This window comes from Corynebacterium sp. MSK122 (genome assembly GCF_030229435.2).
GTDB lineage: Bacteria > Actinomycetota > Actinomycetes > Mycobacteriales > Mycobacteriaceae > Corynebacterium > Corynebacterium marquesiae.
Genome location: NZ_JASPHV020000002.1, coordinates 76,275 through 94,731 on the forward strand (window position 1 = coordinate 76,275; position 18,457 = coordinate 94,731).

Below are 18,457 nucleotides of genomic sequence, written 5' to 3' on the forward strand. Positions count from 1 at the left end.
GCCGTGACAACTCACCGCCCCGAACTGCATTTTGTCCCTGAAGACGGCGTCCTCGACGCCCCCGCTGGTATCCTGCGCGACGGCGATACCTGGCACCTGTTCTACCAGTACCGCCCCACCGCGGACTCCCCTGCCCGCTGGGGACACACCTACTCCGAAGAGTCTCCCTTTGACTGGTTGGACTGCGACGATGTCCTCGCCCCCGTCGGCGGCGAGCTCTCCCTGCGCGCAGGATCCGTAGCCCAAGGTCCGGACGATATCCATCTCTATTTCACCTCCGTGACCGCCGCCGGAATCGCCGTTCACCTCGCCCGCTACGCTGACGTGGACGAGATCTGCGAGGTCTCCGATGACCCCCAGGCCCTCGACCCCAATGTCGTCCGTTTTGGCGAGGTCGTAGGCAATACCCGCAACTTCGATCACTTCCGCTCCCCCTGCGTGGTGCCCGATTGGGCCTCCGAGGACCGCGATAACGGCCACGACGGCTGGCTCATGCTCGCGCTCACCGGCCACTCCGACGCCCCGGTTCCCGTCATCCTCGAATCCACCGATGGTGTGTCTTGGCGCCTGCGCGGCAGCCTCAAGTTCGACGGCGACCCTGGCTTCCTAAAGGGCGAGGTCCCCGCTACCTCGCCCATTCCGCCGGTCGTCTCCCCGCGCCTAGTCCGACTGCGCGACGAGGTTGACGGCAATATCTACGACGTCCTCTTTGTCACCTTGGAGCGCGGCGGCCGAGACGTCTCCGGCTACCTCGTCGGCCGGCTGGAGGGCACCACCTTTACCGTGGTCTCCGGCTTCCGCCGCGTAGACTTCGGCCACGATTTCTCCCGCCCACGCAGTACCAACACCACCACCGGCACGCTCACTCCGGAGCAGCGCTACGAGCGCGCCGTCATCGTCGGTCTCCTCAACGGCAACGGCCGCGGCGATGATGCCACCGCACACGCCTCCTGGGAGGCCGAAGGCTGGGCCAATGCCCTCTCCCTGCCTCGCCGGGTCACCCTCGAAGGAGGCGTCCTCTATCAAGCACCCGCCCGCGGCCTGCCCGATGCCGTCAAGCTCTCCGATTACGCCCGTTCCTGGACCGGCGTCATGGAGGTCCCTTCCGGTTCCTGCGTAACGGTCACGCTTCTCGACGGCGCCGGTGACCCCGCCGCCACCATCTGCCACTCCGGCGATGACATCAGCCTCGATCGCTCCATGAACAAGGCCTTCGACCACTGTTTCGCCGATTCCGAGCCCGCCACGGCCACGCTTGCCGAAGGCGATTCCGATACCCTCACCATCATCCAAGACGGCTCCACAGTCGAGGTTTTCGTCGACGGTGGCCTCATCGCCATGGCATCCCGCGTCTACTTCGAGGGTGGCTGCTCCGGCCTGCGAGTCGAGACCTCCGGCGATGCCGTCATCGAGCAGGACTGGCAGCGCTCCGGCTCCAAGCTTTAATCCTCTAGGCTCGCCACACCGCCCCCTCCTCACCCCCGCCCTTCGCGCTCACCGGCGCAGCCGCCCACCGCGGTTCCGCTTCCCTCAGTGAGCGGCAAGGGCGGGGTTGCGCGTTTTCGGCCTCACTCCGCTGGGCCGCGTCTCCCCCTCGCTCCCTCACACGCGTCCTTCGCGCTCACGGGAAGATGCTGGGACGTCGGAAAGCGTGTGCCGGTGAGCGGCAAGGGGGGAAACCTCCCATCGCGCTCACTGGGGAGACGAAAAGAACCACCCCACGCGCTTCCGGTGAGCGCGAAGGGCGGTGGAGGTGGCTGTGGCCGGCCCGGAGCTAGACGGTGCGGAGGCGGTCCAAGCGGGCGCGGGCGGTGACCGTGAGCGTCGGGGGCAGCGCGGCCATGCGCTCGGCGAGTTCGCCGGCGCTGATGTGGCGCGCGGACGGGCTCATGCCCACCTGAGCGGCGACGGAGGCCTTATCAAGCTCGATGGGGAACGAGATATCGACCGGGTCGGCCGCCTGCTCGAGGAAGCCCTCGGCCTGCTCATACATGCGCTCGACCTTGCCTTCTTCCACGCCGAGGATGCCGAGCGGCTCGCGCAGCTCATCCAGGTGTCCAGCGCCGGGCGTCAAGACGATGACCTGGCCGCCCGGGGCGAGCACGCGTTGGAATTCGGCGGGATTGCGCGGGGCGAAGACTACGGAGATTGCGTCGACGGACTCATCCCGGATGGGCAGGCGCTCCCATACATCGGCCACGACGGCGCCGACGCGCGGGTGGCACTTGGCCAAGTGTTTCGCGGCGTGCGGGGAAATGTCGAGACCGACGCCGCGGGCCTCCGCGATGGAGTCCAGAGTATGGGCCAGGTAGTAGCCGGTGCCGGCGCCCACCTCGAGGAGGGAGGCGGGCTTGGACTCAGCCAAGGAGGCGGAATCCAGTGCGTCCTGGACGGCCCCGGTTACCGCCTCAACGAAGGGCGCGAAGTGGCCCATGGCCAGATAGGTCTCACGGGCGTTGACCATATCCATGTCATCGCCCTTGTGCTTGAGCCCGGCTCCGGCGGCAAGGGTGACATAGCCCTTCTTGGCCACATCAAAGGAGTGGCCGGATTCCGAGACGAGTCGAGAGAAATCATCGGCACCAGAAAGCGCGGTGCCATCGTTGGGATCGGCCAGAATGTCGACGATATGAGAAAGCATGTACCTAGACTAGCTAGAAACCTCGGTCAACAGGGAACCGAGCTCGGCGGCTTCGTCTTTGCTCAGCTCGATGACGATGCGTCCGCCGCCATCCGAGGGGATGCGCATTACAATTTTGCGGGACTCCTCTACTGCTTCCATTTCTCCGCCCGTGGTGCGCGGCTTCATTGCTGCCATAGTGAGTCTCCTTTAGTTAACTTCTTTTCCTTCCAGCTTAGACCTTTTCTGCGCGGAAGATAGTTGTTCCTCCAGTTGCGCGAGGAGATCGTCCACCTGATCCTGGCGGTATCCACGGGGAACAACCTCAAATTTTACCTGGTCAAGGCGGCCTTCGCGGAGGGCGGCGCGGTTATTTTCCCGCACCTTCTGCGGCTCGTCGAGCGGGTACATGACCTCGCCGCGGCCAAAAATGGAGCCCCAAACCCAGGTACCGATGACGGTCAGGGCGATCAGGACGAGAAGGAGCATAATCCAAGACAGCATGGCTTAAACCATACCTTTTAGCGGCGGGCGTTGAGCAACGGGCGCGAGGACCCCGGCGCGGGCGAGCAGCGTGCGCGCGACTACCTCGGCCATCGGCGCCAGCTCGTGCAGCGGCCGGTTACGGTGCACCCGCGTGCCCAGGTCTACCTGTGCGACTATGCCCCGCTTGCCGACGTCCACCATTAGCCCCGCTTCCACCCCATACCCCTCCACGAAGGGCAGTTCTAGGGCGGTGGCGCGGCGCAGGGCGTATTCGCCTCCGAGGGGCTGATCGATGTGGGCCAGCTCGGGAAAGAACTGCTTGATGAGCGGCTTGGCAGTCAGTTCAGTCACGCGGCCGCCGCCGGTGGGCTGGCCATTGAGGCTGCGGCGGTAGCGGGCTTTGACCATCTCCACCGCGGGGTCGGCGAAGGGCGCGGCCAAGGCCGAGACCATGCCGGGCGCGGCGGATTCGAGGTCGGCGTCGACAAAGACGACGATATCTCCCTTCGCCGCGGCAACCCCGCGCCAGAGGGATTCGCCCTTACCGGGTCGCGGTTTCTCTGGGAGGATATCGCGCCAATTGCGCACATCCGCTCCGGCGGCGGCAGCGTGGGAGGCGGTGGCGTCGGTGGAATCGGCGTCGATGACGAGCACCTCGAGAGGTTCATCGGCGAGGCAGGCGCGCACGACGTCTGCGACGGTGCCCTCCTCGTTGAGCGCTGGAATGATCACGGAGACGCTCATGCAAGGCCTCGCGTGGTTGCTAGCGGGGCTACCTCGCCTTGGATGGCGGCGGTCATGCGGATGACATCGGCGGTCTCGGCCACCTCGTGCACGCGAAAGGCGGCCACACCGCGGGCGGCAGACCACGCGGTGGCGGCCAGGGTGCCGGCCACGCGCTCGCCTACCCCGCGGTCGAGCGTCTCGCCCACGAAGTCCTTATTGGATAGCGCCATGAGCACCGGCCAACCGGTGGCCACAACCTCGTCGATACGCCGCAGGAGCTCGAGCCCGTGGAAGGTGTTCTTGCCAAAGTCATGCGTCGGATCGATGAAGGTCAGTTCCTCCGGGCAGCCGAGAGTGGCGGCGCGCTCGGCCAGTTGGGTGGTTTCCGCGATGACATCGGCCACCACGTCGTCGAAGTGGACGCGATGCGGCCTGGTGCGCGGGGTGATGCCGCCGGTGTGCGAACAGACGTAGCCTACACGGTGGTGGCCGGCGACCTCGATGAGCCCGGGGTCCCAGCCGGCCCACGTGTCATTGACTAGGCCGGCGCCGGCTGCGATGGCGGCCTCTGCCACCTCGCTGCGCCAGGTATCGACGGAGATGAGCACATCCGGGTGGCGCTGGTGCACCTTCTCGATGATCGGCACCACGCGGTCGATTTCCTCCGCCGCGTCCACAGCCTTGCCCGGACCAGCCTTCACGCCACCAATATCGACGATCGAAGCACCGGCCGCAATCACCTCATCGCAGCGGCGCAGCGCCGGGTCAAGGTCAAAGGTTGCGCCCTTGTCGTAGAAGGAATCCGGGGTGCGATTGACAATCGCCATCACACGCGCGAGGCTCAACGCGGCTCCCTGATGCGCTTATCGCTCATGACTTGGTGGCGCTGGATGATGTGGGAGAGGGCCTCATCGGGGTCGTCGGTAAGCAGGAAAAGCTCCCGGTCGCCCTCGTTGATATACCCGCTGGCCGCGAGCGTGTTGTCCATCCATTCCAGCAGGCCGGACCAGTACTCGGTGCCCATGAGCACGATGGGGTAATTGGTCACCTTGCCGGTCTGCACCATGCACATGACCTCGAAGAACTCATCCATCGTGCCCATGCCGCCAGGCAAGCAAATGAAGGCCTGCGAGTACTTCAAGAACATCGTCTTGCGGGCAAAGAAGTAGCGGAAATTCAGGCCCAGATCCACATACTCGTTAAGCCCCTGCTCATGGGGAAGCTCGATGCCCAAGCCCACGGACAGCCCGCCGGCTTCGTGGGCGCCACGGTTGGCTGCCTCCATGATGCCGGGGCCGCCACCGGTGATGACGGCATAGGAGTGCTCGGCCAGCTTGCGGCCGACCTCGACGCCCAGCTGGTAGCTCGCGTCCTCGGGCGTGGTGCGTGCGGAGCCGAAGACGGTGACGGCCTTCGGCAACTTGGATAACGCATCGAAGCCGGCGACGAATTCGCCTTGGATGCGCAGCACGCGCCACGGATCGGCATGCTGCCACTCGTGGTCTGCACCGGACTCCAAGAGCCGCTGGTCAAAGGTGGAGGCCTGTTCGCCTTCGGTGCGCAGCAGCATCGGGCCGCGCAGAGTGCGCATCTGCTCAGGAGTCATGTCTATCCCTTCAGGTATTTCAGGAGGGCGGTGGATACTTCACTAATCTGCGCGGTGGGGACCTGCTCGTCCTTTTTATGCGCAAACCCTGGGTCACCGGCGCCGAAGTTCACGGCCGGGGTGCCCATTTCGGAGAAGCGGGCGACGTCGGTCCAGCCAAACTTGGCGCGGACGTTGCCCCCGACGGCGTCGATAAGAGCTTTGGCTGCAGGCTGGCCCAACCCAGGCTGGGCGGCCGGGGCAATGTCGTCGATGTCGATGGTGACGTCTTCTTCCTCACCGATGATGGACTTCATATACTCCAGCGCCTCGTCGCTCGTGCGGTCCGGGGCGAAGCGGAAGTTTACAAACATCCATGCCTCATCCGGCAGCGTATTGGTGGCCACGCCGGACTCGAGGTGGACGATGTTGAGGCCCTCGCGGTAGGTGCAGCCATCGATGGTGACATCGCGGGACTCATAGGCGGCGATGCGGCTCATGATGGGCGCGAGCTTGTGTGCTGCGTTGGAGCCGAGCCAGGCGCGGGCCGAGTGTGCGCGGGTGCCGTGGGCGGTAACGCGCAGGCGGATGGAGCCCTGGCAGCCAGCCTCCACCATGGCGCCGGAGGGCTCACCCAGCAGCGCGAAATCGCCCTCGAGCCACTCCGGGTGGTCCTTTTGCAGGTGGCCCAGGCCATTAAATTCAGTGGCTACTTCTTCGCCCTCATAGGCGATGACGGTGAGGTCATGCTTTAGCTCGTCCGCTTCGTGCAGCTGGGCAAAGGCATTGAGGTAGACGGCCATGCCAGACTTCATATCCACGGTGCCGCAGCCCCACATAATCTCTACCCCGTCTTCAGAGGTTTCCGTGTGATGCGGTACATTTTCTGCCAACGGAACGGTATCAATGTGGCCGGCGAGTACTACGCGGGAATCTAGCCCGCGGTTCGTCCGGGCGCACACGGTATTGCCGTAGCGGGCAACCTCGACGTCCAATCCGCGCAGCGCTTCTTCGATGGCGTCTGCGATGGCCTCCTCATGGTGGGAGGGGCTCGGAATATCCACGAGCGCCTTGGTTAGTTCGATGGGGTCTGCATATAGATCTAAAGTCACAAAGCGCCATGCTAGCGCTCCGCGCAGCTCACCGCATTGTGTAAAGTTCACTTCACTGCAAATAATTCGTCCTCCCTAAGGTGATAACAATGGCCGAAGGCACTCAATTGAAATCCCGCCATCTCACGATGATGGGCCTTGGCTCCGCCGTAGGCGCCGGCCTCTTCCTCGGCGTGGGCCTCGGCATCCAGATTTCCGGCACCTCCGTCCTCATCTCCTATGCCGTAGCCGGCGCGCTCATCGCACTAGTGATGTGGATGCTTGGTGAAATGGCCGCCGCCCGCCCCTCTTTGGGGTCATTTTCCACCTACGCCGGCCAGGCCTTCGGTCACTGGGCGCGCTTTACCATGGGGTGGATTTACTGGTTCATGCTGATCATGGTCATGGGCGCCGAAATCACCGGCGCGGCCGCCATCGTTTCCAATTGGTTCGATATTGCCCCGTGGATTCCGGCACTTATCGCCGTGGCCTTCTTCGCGGTGGTCAACTTCGCGGCCGTGGGCGGTTTTGGTGAGTTCGAGTTCTGGTTCGCCATCATCAAGGTCGGAGTCATCGTCGCCTTCCTCGTCATCGGCGCACTCATGGCGCTGGGCATCCTGCCGGGCATGGATGTCTCCTTGGCCGGTACCAATTTCACCGATAACTTCCTACCCAATGGCATGCCTGGCTTCGCCGCCGGATTGCTGGCCGTCGCCTTTGCCTTCGGCGGCATCGAGCTGGTGACCATCGCGGCCGCCGAGTCCGAGGATCCGGCACATAACGTCGCCACCGCGGTGCGCGCCATCATCGTGCGCATCATGATTTTCTACATCGGCTCTATCGTGGTGATCACCATGGCGCTGCCGTTTAGCTCCATCCAGGACGCCGATGTCGCGGCCGATTCCCCCTTCACCCTAGTGCTCGCGGCCGCCAAGATTCCCTTCGCGGCAGGCTTCATGGAGGCCATTATCGCCCTCGCCCTGCTCTCCGCCTTCAACGCGCAGATTTACGCCACCTCCCGCCTGGTCTTTGATATGGCCAAGGACCACTGCGCCCCGGGATTTTTCCTCAAACAAAATCGCGCCGGTTCCCCCATCAACGCAGTCATCTTGTCCATGGTCTTCGCCTTCGCTTCGGTGGGGCTACAGTTCTGGAACCCGCCGGGACTCCTGGCATTCCTCTTCAACGCCGTCGGCGGGTGCCTGCTGGTCATCTGGGCATTCATCGTGGCTTCCTTTATTAAGCTGCACCCCGTGCTGCGCAAGAACGGCGAGCTAACGGAAATCCACGTACCCGGTTTCCCCTGGCTGCCCTGGATCACGGCCGCCGCCCTGGGCGGACTAACCCTGCTGATGCTCTTTGATCCGGCCGCACGCAACCAGGTCATCTCGGTTCTCATCCTGGCTGCGGTGCTCGTCATCTTGTCCTTTGTACTTCCCACTGGCCAGCGCGCGGGGGCGCAGAAATAGTTGCTAAGCTAGCGGGCATGACTTCTGCATCCGCACGCGGCCTAGCAACCATCACCCATGACGGCACCGTCTTGGACGTATGGTTCCCGGCCGTATACACCGATAAGAACGTAGAGACCACCGAAACCAAGCGCTTGGAGGAGGTCCCCCAGCAGTTCTCCGCGCTGGCAGGCCCAGACGAGGAGCGTGGCGTGGCCCGCGTTGCCATTGAGACCTCCATCAAGGATCTGGATGACGCCCCCGTCGATACCTACGATGCTTACCTGCGCCTGCACCTCCTGTCCCACCGCGCGGTCAAGCCACACGGCCTGAATATGGACGGTATCTTCGGCCACCTCAATAATGTGGTCTGGACCAACTACGGTCCGTGCGCCGTGTCCGATTTCCAGATGGTGCGCGGCCGCCTGGCCTCCCGCGGCCCGGTCGTTGTTTACTCCGTGGACAAGTTCCCCCGCATGGTGGACTACGTTGTGCCGTCCGGCGTCCGCATTGGTGACGCAGACCGCGTGCGCTTGGGCGCCCACCTGGCTGAGGGCACCACCGTCATGCACGAGGGCTTCGTCAACTTCAACGCCGGCACCTTGGGCGCCTCCATGGTGGAGGGCCGCATCTCCGCGGGCGTCGTCGTGGGCGATGGCTCCGATATCGGCGGCGGCGCGTCCATCATGGGCACCCTATCCGGCGGCGGCAAGGAGGTCATCTCCATCGGCGAGCGCTGCCTCCTCGGCGCCAACTCCGGCATTGGCATTTCGCTTGGCGACGACGCCGTGGTCGAAGCCGGCCTCTACGTCACCGCCGGCACCAAGGTAACCGTCTTTGGCAAGGTCGCGGAAGCACTCGGCGTCGGCAATGGCGAGAACGTCAAGGGCTCCCAGCTCTCCGGCGCCTCCGGCATGCTGCTGCGCCGCAACTCCGTCTCCGGTGCGGTTGAGGCCGTGGAGTGGAAGTCCGAGGCCGTCGCGCTTAACGACGAGCTGCACAAGAATTAATACCCCCGATTCCTATAGACCAATCGGGCAAAATAAGATGGAGGGGTGACTGATAACTCCTCCACTCTCGGTTCTGGCCTGAAGGTCCGCCACCTGACGATGATGGGGCTAGGCTCCACCATCGGTGCCGGACTTTTCTTGGGCACCGGCGTTGGCATCTCCGCCGCCGGCCCCGCTGTGCTCCTCGCTTACGTCATCGCTGGCTTTCTGGCCATTTTGGTGATGCAAATGCTGGGCGAGATGGGCACCGTTATCCCCGCCTCCGGCTCCTTTTCCGAATACGCCGAACACGGCATCGGCCGCTGGGCGGGCTTTACCCAGGGCTGGATTTATTGGCTAGCTACCGTCGCCGTCCTTGGCGCCGAAATCACCGGCGCGGCCGGCTTCATTGGCTCTTGGTTCAACGTCTCGCCGTGGATCCCCGCCGCCGTCTGCGTGGTCCTCTTCGGCATCGTCAATCTGCTGCGCGTGCGCAGCTTCGGCGAATTCGAGTATTGGTTCGCCCTCATCAAGGTCATCGTAATCGTGGCCTTTCTCATTATCGGCGCGCTGCTCATCCTAGGCCTCCTGCCCGGCCATTCCTTCATCGGAACCTCCGTCTTCCTAGAGGACGGCTTCATGCCCAATGGCCTCGGCGGCGTCGCGGCCGGCCTGCTCGCAGTAGCCTTCGCCTTCGGCGGCATCGAGGTGGTCGCCATCGCCTCCGCCGAATCCGAAGACCCAGAAAAGTCCCTGGTCAATGCCGTGCGCTCGACCATCTTGCGCATTTCCGTGTTCTACTTGGGCTCCGTCCTCGTCATCACGTTCCTCCTGCCCTATTCCATCCTGGGCGGTGCCTCCACGGCCGCGGAATCGCCCTTCACCATGGTTCTCGAACGTGCTGGCATCCCGGGCGCGGCCGGCATCATGGAAGTCGTCATCGTGCTCGCGCTACTCTCCGCCTTCAACTCTCAGATCTACGCCTCCTCCCGCATGATGCACTCTCTAGCCTCCCGCGGTGAGGCCCCGCGCGTCTTCACCACCACCAATAAGGACGGCGTTCCCACCACCGCCATCGGCCTGTCCGTCCTCCTCTCGGCCGTCATGGTCGTGCTCAACTACGCCGATACCGGTTGGCTTCTTACCTTCATGCTCAACGCCGCCGGCGCCTCCCTGCTCATCGTCTGGGTCTTCATCGCCGTCAGCCAGCTGCGCCTGCGCCGCCAGCTCGAGGCCCTCCATCCCCTCCCCATCCGCATGTGGGCCTTCCCCTACCTCACTTGGTTCGCCCTCGCCCTCTTTGCGGCCATCGCGGTGCTCATGCTTACCGACGCCACCGCCCGCACCCAACTCCTCTCCGCCGCCGCCATGTTCGCAGTGCTCGCCCTCGCCGGCGTCATCAATTCCAAGGTTCGCGGCATCAACCCGACCTCGACGCTGCCTCTGACCTAGCCCAGGGGCTCACCTCGCCCCTTCCCTCCACCCTCGGCCACGCCCCACCCTTGCACACCCCCGCCTTTGGCCACTCCCCGCCCTTCGCGCTCACCGGCACAAGGCGGGGTCTCTCTTTTTCATCACCTGGTGAGCGCCAAGGGCGAACTCTGCCCACACCCCTCCCGCCGCGCTCACGGGGGAGCACAGATCAGGCCCACCCGGGGCCGCCAGTGAGCGCGAAGGGCAGTTATCCACAGCTATCCGGACCACGCAGCGGAAAATCGCCCCCTAACCCCGGGTTATCCACAGGATGCTGCGACGCGCATAGCTCCAGCCCAACACGACTGCTTAGGTTAAGCCCCATGGGGGAATAGACTACCACGGAACTACGCGGGCAAGGTTTGAGCAAGGATGCGATTCGTCGCAAGGTACGCGAGGGGAAGCTCTTTCGCGTGCATCGGGGGATTTATACCGATGAATGGACGCCCTGGGCGGTGGCGCGGGCGCTGGCGCATGGGCTCAGCCGCATCCATTTCACGGGAAAGACGGCGCAGGAGATTTACCTCGGCCGGCAGCTGACATTTCCTCTGGAAGCGGAGGGACCACGCACTTTGAAGGGAAAGAACTTTCGCGTTTCACACTCGCGACTTCAAGCCACGCACAAGGTCAACGGCCTTCCGGTGGTGCAACCCTTGTGGGCCGCGCGAAGGATTTCGCGGGCCTGCACACCTCTTTTGGAAGAACACTACCGGGGAAAGCACGGACCCGGCCGTCTAGAAATGGACCGTCGGCGAATGCGACGCGTCCCGAATTCTCTAAAGGAGACGATCCAGCACGCTGCGATTGGAGCGGATAGCCCGCCGGAGCGCACTTTAAGCAGAAAGCTGCGCACTGTAGGAATTTTCCCAGAACACAATGCTCTCATTGCTGGGTACCGCTTTGATCTCAGGATTGGAAGGCTCCTGGTGGAGGTCGATGGCTGGGAATACCACAAACACAGCGTGGCCTTTCAGGCTGACCGCTCCAAACAAAACGCGGCCGTCGCCCACGGGTATACGGTCTTGCGCTTTACTGCCGACGACATTAACTACCACCTCAGCGAAGCCATCCTGCTTATAAAAGCCACTATTGAGGTGCTAAAAGGCCGCAACCCTGAGCTTCCGTACTCAGCAACTCAGCCCTACTGGACATGGCACCTATGCGTACAACCCTTGCCGCATTGACAATTATTCTTTACATTAGGACATGTAAGCAAGACACACAGTAAAGGAGTCCAGATGGCCGACCACCCCAACATGGTCCGCAAATGGCGCCGCTGGCTCGAACTATCACAAGCCGAACTCGCTAAAAAAGCCGGCGTCTCCCGCCAGACCATCGCCAATATCGAACGGGGCAATTACTCCCCTTCCGTGCACCTCGCGCTGGACATTTGCCACGAACTAGGTAAATCCGTCGAAGAAATCTTTGGAGCCGAACAACATGATTAACGCCATCGCCAACTACACCCAAACTGAAATTGAACGCGCCACTCGCGATGAATTCGAACGCGATACGCTCTACAAAGCCAGCGCAATTAGCATCACTCTCATCCCATTCCTCGAGCTCGTCGTCGCCGCAATCCTCGCCTGGGTCCTCCCCGGCCGAATGAGCATGCTGTGTTTCCTCGCACTCGTACCGTCCATCCTGGGCAACACGATCGGCACCGCGTGGATGCGCCAACGCGTCGCCACCCCACCAGTGGGCCGAAATTGGACCGCAATGGCCGTCTACTTCATCCCGCTCATCGCCATGTTCACCGGCATTGCCTATAACGCCTACGCGCCTGCCGACGGCCACAGCCCCGCCTCTTACCTCCTCGGCACCGCCGTCGGTGTCATCGCCGTACTCATCCTCACCCCCTTCATTCGTCGCCGCCAGCACCGCCGCGACCAGGCTCGCCTGGATGCCGAGCTCGAAGACTAATCCCCCTCCCTTCCACCTGCCCTTCGCGCTCACCGAGGACGGCGGGTTCCCGCGTTTTCTGCCCCAGTGAGCGCGTGGGGAGGTACCGCCCCTTCACGCTCACCGAGAGGCTCACCCACCGTCGTCGAAGGCATGCCGGTGACCGCGACAGGAGCTTTGTTTACCGACGCCCCCTTCGCGCTCACTAGCAAGCAAGAAAAAGCCCCATAGCCGTGCGCTGGTGAGCGCCAAGGGCGATGGAGCCAAAGGGTGTTGGGGAGTTGGGGCGGATCGGAACGAGGCGGGTGAGGCCGGCCCGGGGCCTGGCTAGGCAGGTTCAGTTTCGTGGACAACCTGCGGGGCCTTAGGCTTGGAACGGAAGGTCCACAGCTTGTTAATAACGAAGTTAATAGGCATCGCCACGATGATAGAAATCGCATTTGCCCAGTAATACATAGTGCGCAGGCCGGTGGAATCATCCAAAATATCGGCCGGCAGATGCAGCGAAGAGGTGGGATTCATCAGCAGGTGCTGAATCGCCATCGACACCAAAAAAGCACCAATACCGGCGAGCAAGAAGGGGAAGAATCCGCGAATCCAGGACACCTTAGACACTGACTTGAAGGTCCACATGCGGTTGAGTTGGTAGTTCCACGTATTCGCGACCAAGAAAGCGATGGTGGAATACAGCATGAACCAGCGCAGGTGAAATTGGGTTCCGAAGAGGTTGACCAGCGGGTCATTGGGCATCGCTTCGAAGAACGCCCAGCCGCATTTTTTGGCGATGACTGAAGCAACCAAGTTCACTAGGGTTCCCGAACCGCCGACGATGCCGAATTTGAGAAACTGCCCAAAATTGGACACAAAGCGCGCCACGCTGAGGTCTGCCATGGGCCGCCTTTCTAGCCAGTGATTAAATAACTACTCGATTGTAGTTCTTAAGGCCTGGGAACTGAAAAATTGACGCTCGGAATGTGATAGAGGATCTATAAAAGTTATAGCCTCGTGGAGCAGGGCGAGCGGGGTTCGGAAGTCATAGAGGTCGAGCTTGCGCGGGGTGGGATAGGTATCATCGCCGAGCAGCGGGTGGCCGAGGTAATTGAGCAGCACTCGCAGTTGGTGGGTATGGCCGGTGCGCGGCCACATGGTCACCTCCCGGCCGGCCGCGCGCACATACGTAGAGGTGGGCGTGCCATCGGAAGCAACGAGCACCTGGCGCGAGCCACGGGGCTTGCGCATACGCAGGGCAATTTCCCGGTCCACATAAAGCGGCCGCTTGACGACGCCCCGATACCTCTTCACCGCACTCCCCTCCAGGAAGATGCGCTGGTAGGCGGCGCGGGTTTCGGGATTGCGGGAGCAGATGACGAGGCCAGCGGTCAGGCGATCCAGGCGGTGCAGAGGTACGATGTCGTCTTCGCCAAAATCTACGCGCAGGCGGGTTTGCAGCGTTTCGCGCTGGAGGCGGCCGTTAGTGGTCGTGGGCAGGAAGTGCGGCTTATCGGCCACGATGAGGTCGCGGTCGGCGTGGACCACGGAGTAGTCGAAAGGAATCGGGCGCTCCGGCGGCACCGCAGGGTGGTACCAGGCGGGCACGGGGTGCGGGAGCGCGGCGCCGGGCAGCAGCGCGGTGCCGGGCGAAAAGGGAGAGTCGCCGGCACGGGCAGCGAAGTACTCCCCTTCCTCGGGCACGCGGCCGCGCAGGACCGTTTTGCGCGGCGAAATGCCCGCGCGGGCGGGAGGCCTACCGGAATTAGGCACCGGCGAGGCGGTCCACGGCGGCATCGATGCGCTCATCGGTGCCATTGAGGCCGATGCGCACGTGCTTCTCGCCGGCTGGGCCGTAAAAGTCACCCGGGGCCGCGAGGATGCCCCGCTCGGCAAGCCAGTCGATGGTCTCGCGGCAATTCTCGCCCCGGGTGGCCCACAGGTACATGCCGGCATCGGAGTGGTCGATGGTAAAGCCGGCGTCGACAAGCGCGTGCATGAGCACCGCACGGCGGGAAGCGTAGCGGTTGCGCTGGAGTGCTTCGGTGTCGTCGTCGTTTAGCGCGGCGACCATGGCGGCCTGGATGGGACCTGGAACGATGAGGCCGGCGTGCTTGCGCAGCTGGAGCAGCTCGGCAATGAGGTCATTATCACCCGCGAAGAAGCCGGCGCGGTAAGAGGCCATATTCGCGGTCTTGGACAGCGAATGCATGGCGATGAGCCCGGTGTTATCGCCATCGGTCACGCGCGGATCCAGGATGGATACCGGCGGGTTATCGTCATTCCAGCCCAAGCTCATATAGCACTCATCGGAGGCGATGATGGCGCCGGTCTCCCGCGCCCACGCCACGATGCGGCGCAGCTCCTCCACGCCGAGCACGCGGCCGGTGGGATTGGACGGCGAATTCAAAAAGACCAGGGAGGCATCCTGGAAATCGGAATCCGCGCGCAGCGGCGTGGCGCCAGCGAGCAGGGCGCCCACCTCGTAGGTGGGATAGGCCACCGAGGGAAAGGCGACGGTCTCGCCGCGCATGCCCAGAAGCGTGGGCAGCCAAGCGATGGCCTCCTTGGTGCCGACCACCGGCAGGACGCGGTCAACCTGCATGTTATAGCGGCGAGTGAGCGCGGCGGCGATGGCCTCGCGCAGCTCCGGGGTGCCGGCGGTCTGCGGGTAACCAGGGTTCTGCGCGGCTGCGGTCAACGCAAGCTGCACGCCTGGGGATACAGGGTCAACGGGGTTGCCCACCGAGAGGTCAACGATTCCACCCGGGTGGGCCTGGGCCTTCTTCTTGGCGCCGGCCAGCGAATCCCAGGGGAAGTCTGGAAGCGTCTTTCCTAGCGGTGTGCGTGCCATGTCTTACTCCTGATTCTGTGGCGGAAGCGCGGCAATCATCGGGACGTCAAAGTCCTGTGGCCCAAGGGCCGCCGCTCCGCCCGGGGAGCCTAGGTCATCGAAGAAGGCCGCGTTGGCGTCGTTGTAGTCCAGCCACTGATCGGGAACGTCATCCTCGTAGAAGATGGCCTCGACCGGGCAAGCCGGCTCGCAGGCGCCGCAGTCCACGCACTCATCCGGGTGGATGTAGAGCATGCGCTTGCCCTCGTAGATGCAGTCAACAGGGCATTCCTCAACGCAGCCGCGGTCCATTACGTCAACGCAAGGCTGTGCGATCGTATAAGTCATGGAGATTCCTTGAAACTTCCTGATGTCACGGATTTGGGATGTTTAACAGTATGTCACTTCTGCTTGAAAAATGGCCAAACGCCCCCGCCTATCCCGGCCAAAAGCAGGAGCAGGCTGAGAATATTATTGGCCAAGAGCATGTCTCCTGTCATCGGTACGAGGAGCATGAAGGCAAAAAAGCCCAGGCACCAGACGATGAGCGGGATGGCGCCGACCATCGGTGCGAGGCTCCATAGCCGGGCGGTGCGGGTGAGCACGGAGTTAAACCACCACGCAAGCAGGATGGTGATGGGAAAGGCCACGCTCGCGCCGTTAGACAGCGGAATGCGCGCAGTGAGGTAGATGACCTCGAGGAAGACCGAGAGTAAGGCACCGATAGCCAGCCACACTAGGCCGGTGACCTGCTCGCCGCGGCTATAATCCGTGCGCATTACAGGCCGCCCAGCAGGTCATCGGCCGGCTCGCCCTGGCCCAGCTGGAAGTACTCGGCGCGCAGCAACGGCATGACCAGCAGGTTGGATAGACCATAGGCCCCGGGCACGTGCTCGGGTTCATGCAGCGCGGCCACGGCGGCCTCGGGGTTGGTGCGGGTGGTGGAGCCATCGGCCACCCAGATTTGGGAGGCGTGGGCGCGCATGGCGCTGCGCTTGGCGTCAAGGGCGGCGTCGGAAAGAGCGACGGTGACATCAGCGCCCTCGTTGGTGAAATTGTCTAGGTACTCCTGGCTGGGCTTGGTCCACCCTGCCGGCGCATCGAGGGTGTCCAAACCGGCATAGTTTGCGGCGCGTTCAAAAATGCCGTACCAAATGCGCGTGCTTGGCGACGCCGCCTTCATCACCGCTTTATGCACCGCAATGTGGTCGGGGTGGCCGTAACCACCATCGGGCCCGTAGGTGAGGATGGCGTGGGGTTGGATGGCTTCGAGCTCGTCGCTGAGAAATTCGGCCGCCTCCTCGATGCGATTGACCAACGCACGGGGGTTATCGTGCGAGGGAGAGCCCGCCATACCGGAGTCGCGGAAATGCCCGAAACCGCCCAATTGAACTCCCTTGACGCCCAGGGCATCGAGGGCATTGGCCAATTCGCGGGCGCGGAAACCACCGAGCTGATCATGATCGGCTAGGTCCTGGTAAGGCTCGCCGATGACCTCGCCATCCTCGCCCAAAGTGAGCGTGATGACGGTAACCTCAGCGCCACGTGCAGCTAGAGTTGCCAGGGTGCCACCCATAAAGAGGGTTTCATCATCCGGGTGGGCGTGCACTGCCACCACGCGGTAGCCGGTTAAGTCCTTAGTCTTCATCTATCCTCCAGCGGGGCGCGGTGATAAGCCCCTCGTCCCAATCATCAATGCTTTGGCCGGGGCCTACAATACCCTCCCCGAGCGCGTGGATACGCGTCTCATCCACCAAAGGCACGTAGAGGGCCTCCTTAGAGTTCACGTCGCGAATGCGTGCGAGCGCTTCCTTCGGGCTCATGGCGCCGGACAAAATCTCCTCGCGAATCTCATCCGCGTTCTCCGGGCAGATTCCGGACAGGTCGCCGGCGAGCGGCTGCTTGTCAGCACAGCTGAAGATATTTGCCGCGGCCACCGAGTTCAGGGAGATATCCTCCCAAGTCACCACGGCATCCACCTCCCCTTCTGGCAAGAGCTTGGAGGTGATCGTGGTAAGGCGCTCGGACACCACCTCGGCAGCGATCCCGTGTGCTTCGAGGACGTCATAAAGCGTATTGGCCGCGGCCAAGGCGGTGGGGCTGGTGGGGTCTACCGCAAAGCGAATCGGCTTCTTACTAGCGCGGGTGCGCAGCGCAGTGAGATCCGCGTCCTTACTTATAGGGTTGTTCCCGGGCTCAAGGTTGGAAGCGCGGCCGGTGGCTAAACGCGCGACCTGGTCCGTGTCAATCAGCGAGGCCAATCCGCGGCGTGCTGCCCTTTCTTCTAGTGCTCCATCCGCGGTAGACATGTGCAGGCGCAGTTGGCGCGGGCGGGTCAGGGCTTTATCGGAAACATGCCCTAAAAGGCCCAGTGCCTCCTGGGAGGTTTGATCCGGGGTAAAGTCCGCGAAACCAATCTGCCCGGAGCGCAGCATATTGAGCGCCTGGTTGCTATCGCGCACTTCGCGCAGCTGAATGACGTCCACCTGCGCCGGATTAGCGCCCCAGAAGCGGTCGTTCCGGTTCAAGGTAATGACTCCGCGGCCGCGGTCCACGCTATCGACGAGGAAGCGCCCGGCCGATGCTGGAATCTTATCGGCTAAGGCAGAGCCAAAGTTATCGTCTTGCAGCAGGTGGGAAGGCAGCAAATTATGGAAAAGCAGGTGCCAATCTTTCACCTTCTGGGAAAAGTCCACGGTGACTACGCGGCCGCCATCGGAGGTATTGACGGCCGATATGGCGTGGTAGCCGGCAGGATCGCGCACACCGGCGGTAGTGGTCATCTGCTTCCACAGGTAGCTGAAGTCCGCACCGGAAATGGGTGTGCCATCGGACCATTGTGCGGGCGAGGCAATGACGTAGCGCACCCGTTGCGCCACGCCCTTTGGAGCGGTGACCTCAGAGGCAGATTCGAGGATATCGGCATCCCTTTGCCCGTGGTGGAACGCCGAGGGCAGCACCAGTTCTGCAATCTGGTCGACCAGCTCGGAGTTATTGGCCACTAGGTGCGGGTTCAATCCCGCGCGCAGAGGGTCCACGCCCACCGAGATGGTCGGGCGCTTGGCGGAGTCGGCATCCTGCGGCTGCTCTTCTTCCGGGGTAGCCGTGGTGGTGGTCTGATCTTCTTGCAGCGCGGAGGCATTATCCTCCACCACCGGTGGTGGGCCGGGGTTGGCCGCGCAGGCGCTGAGGAAGGCAAGGCTGGCGGTGCTGAGTACCGCAGCGATTGCCGACGCCGCGCGCCTTGGTGAAGCCGGATTCTTTTTCATCGCGGACTACTTTAGTCCCTCTACCCCGCCGAAACGAAGATTATTGG

21 protein-coding genes are annotated in these 18,457 nt (G+C 63.1%); 7 read left to right on the top strand and 14 right to left on the bottom strand.

What is annotated here, in order from left to right:
* The first annotated feature begins 3 nt into the window (after window positions 1-3).
* Window positions 4-1,446 (top strand): GH32 C-terminal domain-containing protein, encoded by a 1,443-nt coding sequence (locus QP934_RS01480; protein WP_419126616.1) that lies wholly within the window; start codon window positions 4-6, stop codon window positions 1,444-1,446.
* A gap of 328 nt (window positions 1,447-1,774) precedes the next feature.
* Here the strand turns inward: QP934_RS01480 and QP934_RS01485 are convergent, their stop codons facing one another.
* From QP934_RS01485 to dapE, 7 genes are read right to left on the bottom strand one after another with little or no spacing between them, the layout of a single operon-like run.
* Window positions 1,775-2,641, bottom strand: coding sequence for a methyltransferase domain-containing protein (locus QP934_RS01485; RefSeq protein WP_419126617.1), 867 nt, complete (start codon window positions 2,639-2,641; stop codon window positions 1,775-1,777).
* 9 nt (window positions 2,642-2,650) lie between these two features.
* Window positions 2,651-2,818, bottom strand: coding sequence for a DUF3117 domain-containing protein (locus QP934_RS01490; protein ID WP_005323535.1), 168 nt, complete (start codon window positions 2,816-2,818; stop codon window positions 2,651-2,653).
* Between the two features lie 12 nt (window positions 2,819-2,830).
* Window positions 2,831-3,124 carry a DivIVA domain-containing protein gene (locus QP934_RS01495; RefSeq protein ID WP_198492840.1) on the bottom strand — a complete coding sequence of 98 codons (294 nt, stop codon included), beginning with the start codon at window positions 3,122-3,124 and terminating at the stop codon, window positions 2,831-2,833.
* A gap of 3 nt (window positions 3,125-3,127) precedes the next feature.
* Window positions 3,128-3,850 (bottom strand): glucosyl-3-phosphoglycerate synthase, encoded by a 723-nt coding sequence (locus QP934_RS01500; RefSeq protein ID WP_419126618.1) that lies wholly within the window; start codon window positions 3,848-3,850, stop codon window positions 3,128-3,130.
* Window positions 3,847-4,659, bottom strand: a complete 813-nt coding sequence (gene folP, locus QP934_RS01505) for a dihydropteroate synthase (protein ID WP_419126654.1) — start codon at window positions 4,657-4,659, stop codon at window positions 3,847-3,849. The genes QP934_RS01500 and folP overlap by 4 nt, the downstream gene beginning before the upstream one ends.
* A gap of 14 nt (window positions 4,660-4,673) precedes the next feature.
* Window positions 4,674-5,438: a TIGR00730 family Rossman fold protein gene (locus tag QP934_RS01510; RefSeq protein WP_198492838.1), complete on the bottom strand. Its 765-nt coding sequence runs from the start codon at window positions 5,436-5,438 to the stop codon at window positions 4,674-4,676.
* A gap of 2 nt (window positions 5,439-5,440) precedes the next feature.
* Window positions 5,441-6,529, bottom strand: a complete 1,089-nt coding sequence (gene dapE, locus QP934_RS01515) for a succinyl-diaminopimelate desuccinylase (RefSeq protein WP_419126619.1) — start codon at window positions 6,527-6,529, stop codon at window positions 5,441-5,443.
* Window positions 6,530-6,618: 89 nt separating this feature from the next.
* On the opposite strand from dapE, the gene QP934_RS01520 reads away from it, so the two are divergent.
* From QP934_RS01520 to QP934_RS01545, 6 genes are all read left to right on the top strand, one after another.
* Complete coding sequence (locus tag QP934_RS01520; protein ID WP_419126620.1) at window positions 6,619-7,977, top strand: amino acid permease; 1,359 nt, start codon at window positions 6,619-6,621, stop codon at window positions 7,975-7,977.
* A gap of 17 nt (window positions 7,978-7,994) precedes the next feature.
* Window positions 7,995-8,966: a 2,3,4,5-tetrahydropyridine-2,6-dicarboxylate N-succinyltransferase gene (dapD, locus tag QP934_RS01525; RefSeq protein ID WP_419126621.1), complete on the top strand. Its 972-nt coding sequence runs from the start codon at window positions 7,995-7,997 to the stop codon at window positions 8,964-8,966.
* Between the two features lie 99 nt (window positions 8,967-9,065).
* Entirely contained in the window at window positions 9,066-10,397 is a 1,332-nt protein-coding gene (locus QP934_RS01530; RefSeq protein ID WP_419126655.1) for an amino acid permease, read from the top strand.
* 383 nt (window positions 10,398-10,780) lie between these two features.
* Window positions 10,781-11,602 (top strand): endonuclease domain-containing protein, encoded by an 822-nt coding sequence (locus QP934_RS01535; protein WP_419126622.1) that lies wholly within the window; start codon window positions 10,781-10,783, stop codon window positions 11,600-11,602.
* Between the two features lie 54 nt (window positions 11,603-11,656).
* Window positions 11,657-11,866 carry a helix-turn-helix transcriptional regulator gene (locus QP934_RS01540; RefSeq protein WP_297553455.1) on the top strand — a complete coding sequence of 70 codons (210 nt, stop codon included), beginning with the start codon at window positions 11,657-11,659 and terminating at the stop codon, window positions 11,864-11,866.
* Entirely contained in the window at window positions 11,859-12,341 is a 483-nt protein-coding gene (locus QP934_RS01545) for a transcriptional regulator (protein ID WP_419126623.1), read from the top strand. Before QP934_RS01540 ends, QP934_RS01545 begins: the two co-directional genes overlap by 8 nt.
* Before the next feature lie 306 nt (window positions 12,342-12,647).
* Here the strand turns inward: QP934_RS01545 and QP934_RS01550 are convergent, their stop codons facing one another.
* The 7 genes from QP934_RS01550 to QP934_RS01580 are packed head-to-tail and all read right to left on the bottom strand — an operon-like array spanning window position 12,648 to window position 18,410.
* Window positions 12,648-13,211, bottom strand: coding sequence for a GtrA family protein (locus tag QP934_RS01550; RefSeq protein ID WP_340419821.1), 564 nt, complete (start codon window positions 13,209-13,211; stop codon window positions 12,648-12,650).
* 30 nt (window positions 13,212-13,241) lie between these two features.
* Entirely contained in the window at window positions 13,242-14,117 is an 876-nt protein-coding gene (locus tag QP934_RS01555) for a pseudouridine synthase (RefSeq protein ID WP_419126624.1), read from the bottom strand.
* On the bottom strand, window positions 14,074-15,162 hold the full coding sequence (dapC, locus tag QP934_RS01560; RefSeq protein ID WP_337887199.1) for a succinyldiaminopimelate transaminase: 1,089 nt from the start codon (window positions 15,160-15,162) through the stop codon (window positions 14,074-14,076). Before dapC ends, QP934_RS01555 begins: the two co-directional genes overlap by 44 nt.
* A 3-nt stretch (window positions 15,163-15,165) precedes the next feature.
* Window positions 15,166-15,489, bottom strand: a complete 324-nt coding sequence (gene fdxA / locus QP934_RS01565; RefSeq protein WP_340419823.1) for a ferredoxin — start codon at window positions 15,487-15,489, stop codon at window positions 15,166-15,168.
* A 53-nt stretch (window positions 15,490-15,542) separates the two neighbouring features.
* Window positions 15,543-15,920 carry a hypothetical protein gene (locus QP934_RS01570; RefSeq protein ID WP_340419824.1) on the bottom strand — a complete coding sequence of 126 codons (378 nt, stop codon included), beginning with the start codon at window positions 15,918-15,920 and terminating at the stop codon, window positions 15,543-15,545.
* Window positions 15,920-16,789 carry a PIG-L family deacetylase gene (locus QP934_RS01575; protein ID WP_340419825.1) on the bottom strand — a complete coding sequence of 290 codons (870 nt, stop codon included), beginning with the start codon at window positions 16,787-16,789 and terminating at the stop codon, window positions 15,920-15,922. Before QP934_RS01575 ends, QP934_RS01570 begins: the two co-directional genes overlap by 1 nt.
* The gene (locus tag QP934_RS01580; RefSeq protein WP_419126625.1) at window positions 16,779-18,410 is read right to left on the bottom strand and encodes an ABC transporter family substrate-binding protein; all 1,632 of its coding nucleotides are present in this window, start codon (window positions 18,408-18,410) and stop codon (window positions 16,779-16,781) included. Before QP934_RS01580 ends, QP934_RS01575 begins: the two co-directional genes overlap by 11 nt.
* Window positions 18,411-18,457 lie beyond the last annotated feature (47 nt).

Bases quoted from the DNA above. Each gene is read 5' to 3' on its own strand.
- QP934_RS01530 (WP_419126655.1), top strand. From the start codon at position 9,066: ATGATGGGGCTAGGCTCCACCATCGGTGCCGGACTTTTCTTGGGCACC.
- QP934_RS01575 (WP_340419825.1), bottom strand. From the start codon at position 16,789: ATGAAGACTAAGGACTTAACCGGCTACCGCGTGGTGGCAGTGCACGCC.
- fdxA (WP_340419823.1), bottom strand. From the start codon at position 15,489: ATGACTTATACGATCGCACAGCCTTGCGTTGACGTAATGGACCGCGGC.
- QP934_RS01540 (WP_297553455.1), top strand. From the start codon at position 11,657: ATGGCCGACCACCCCAACATGGTCCGCAAATGGCGCCGCTGGCTCGAA.
- QP934_RS01510 (WP_198492838.1), bottom strand. From the start codon at position 5,438: ATGACTCCTGAGCAGATGCGCACTCTGCGCGGCCCGATGCTGCTGCGC.
- QP934_RS01545 (WP_419126623.1), top strand. From the start codon at position 11,859: ATGATTAACGCCATCGCCAACTACACCCAAACTGAAATTGAACGCGCC.
- QP934_RS01495 (WP_198492840.1), bottom strand. From the start codon at position 3,124: ATGCTGTCTTGGATTATGCTCCTTCTCGTCCTGATCGCCCTGACCGTC.
- dapC (WP_337887199.1), bottom strand. From the start codon at position 15,162: ATGGCACGCACACCGCTAGGAAAGACGCTTCCAGACTTCCCCTGGGAT.
- QP934_RS01555 (WP_419126624.1), bottom strand. From the start codon at position 14,117: ATGAGCGCATCGATGCCGCCGTGGACCGCCTCGCCGGTGCCTAATTCC.
- QP934_RS01520 (WP_419126620.1), top strand. From the start codon at position 6,619: ATGGCCGAAGGCACTCAATTGAAATCCCGCCATCTCACGATGATGGGC.
- dapD (WP_419126621.1), top strand. From the start codon at position 7,995: ATGACTTCTGCATCCGCACGCGGCCTAGCAACCATCACCCATGACGGC.
- QP934_RS01550 (WP_340419821.1), bottom strand. From the start codon at position 13,211: ATGGCAGACCTCAGCGTGGCGCGCTTTGTGTCCAATTTTGGGCAGTTT.
- QP934_RS01580 (WP_419126625.1), bottom strand. From the start codon at position 18,410: ATGAAAAAGAATCCGGCTTCACCAAGGCGCGCGGCGTCGGCAATCGCT.
- QP934_RS01485 (WP_419126617.1), bottom strand. From the start codon at position 2,641: ATGCTTTCTCATATCGTCGACATTCTGGCCGATCCCAACGATGGCACC.
- folP (WP_419126654.1), bottom strand. From the start codon at position 4,659: ATGGCGATTGTCAATCGCACCCCGGATTCCTTCTACGACAAGGGCGCA.
- QP934_RS01500 (WP_419126618.1), bottom strand. From the start codon at position 3,850: ATGAGCGTCTCCGTGATCATTCCAGCGCTCAACGAGGAGGGCACCGTC.
- QP934_RS01570 (WP_340419824.1), bottom strand. From the start codon at position 15,920: ATGCGCACGGATTATAGCCGCGGCGAGCAGGTCACCGGCCTAGTGTGG.
- QP934_RS01490 (WP_005323535.1), bottom strand. From the start codon at position 2,818: ATGGCAGCAATGAAGCCGCGCACCACGGGCGGAGAAATGGAAGCAGTA.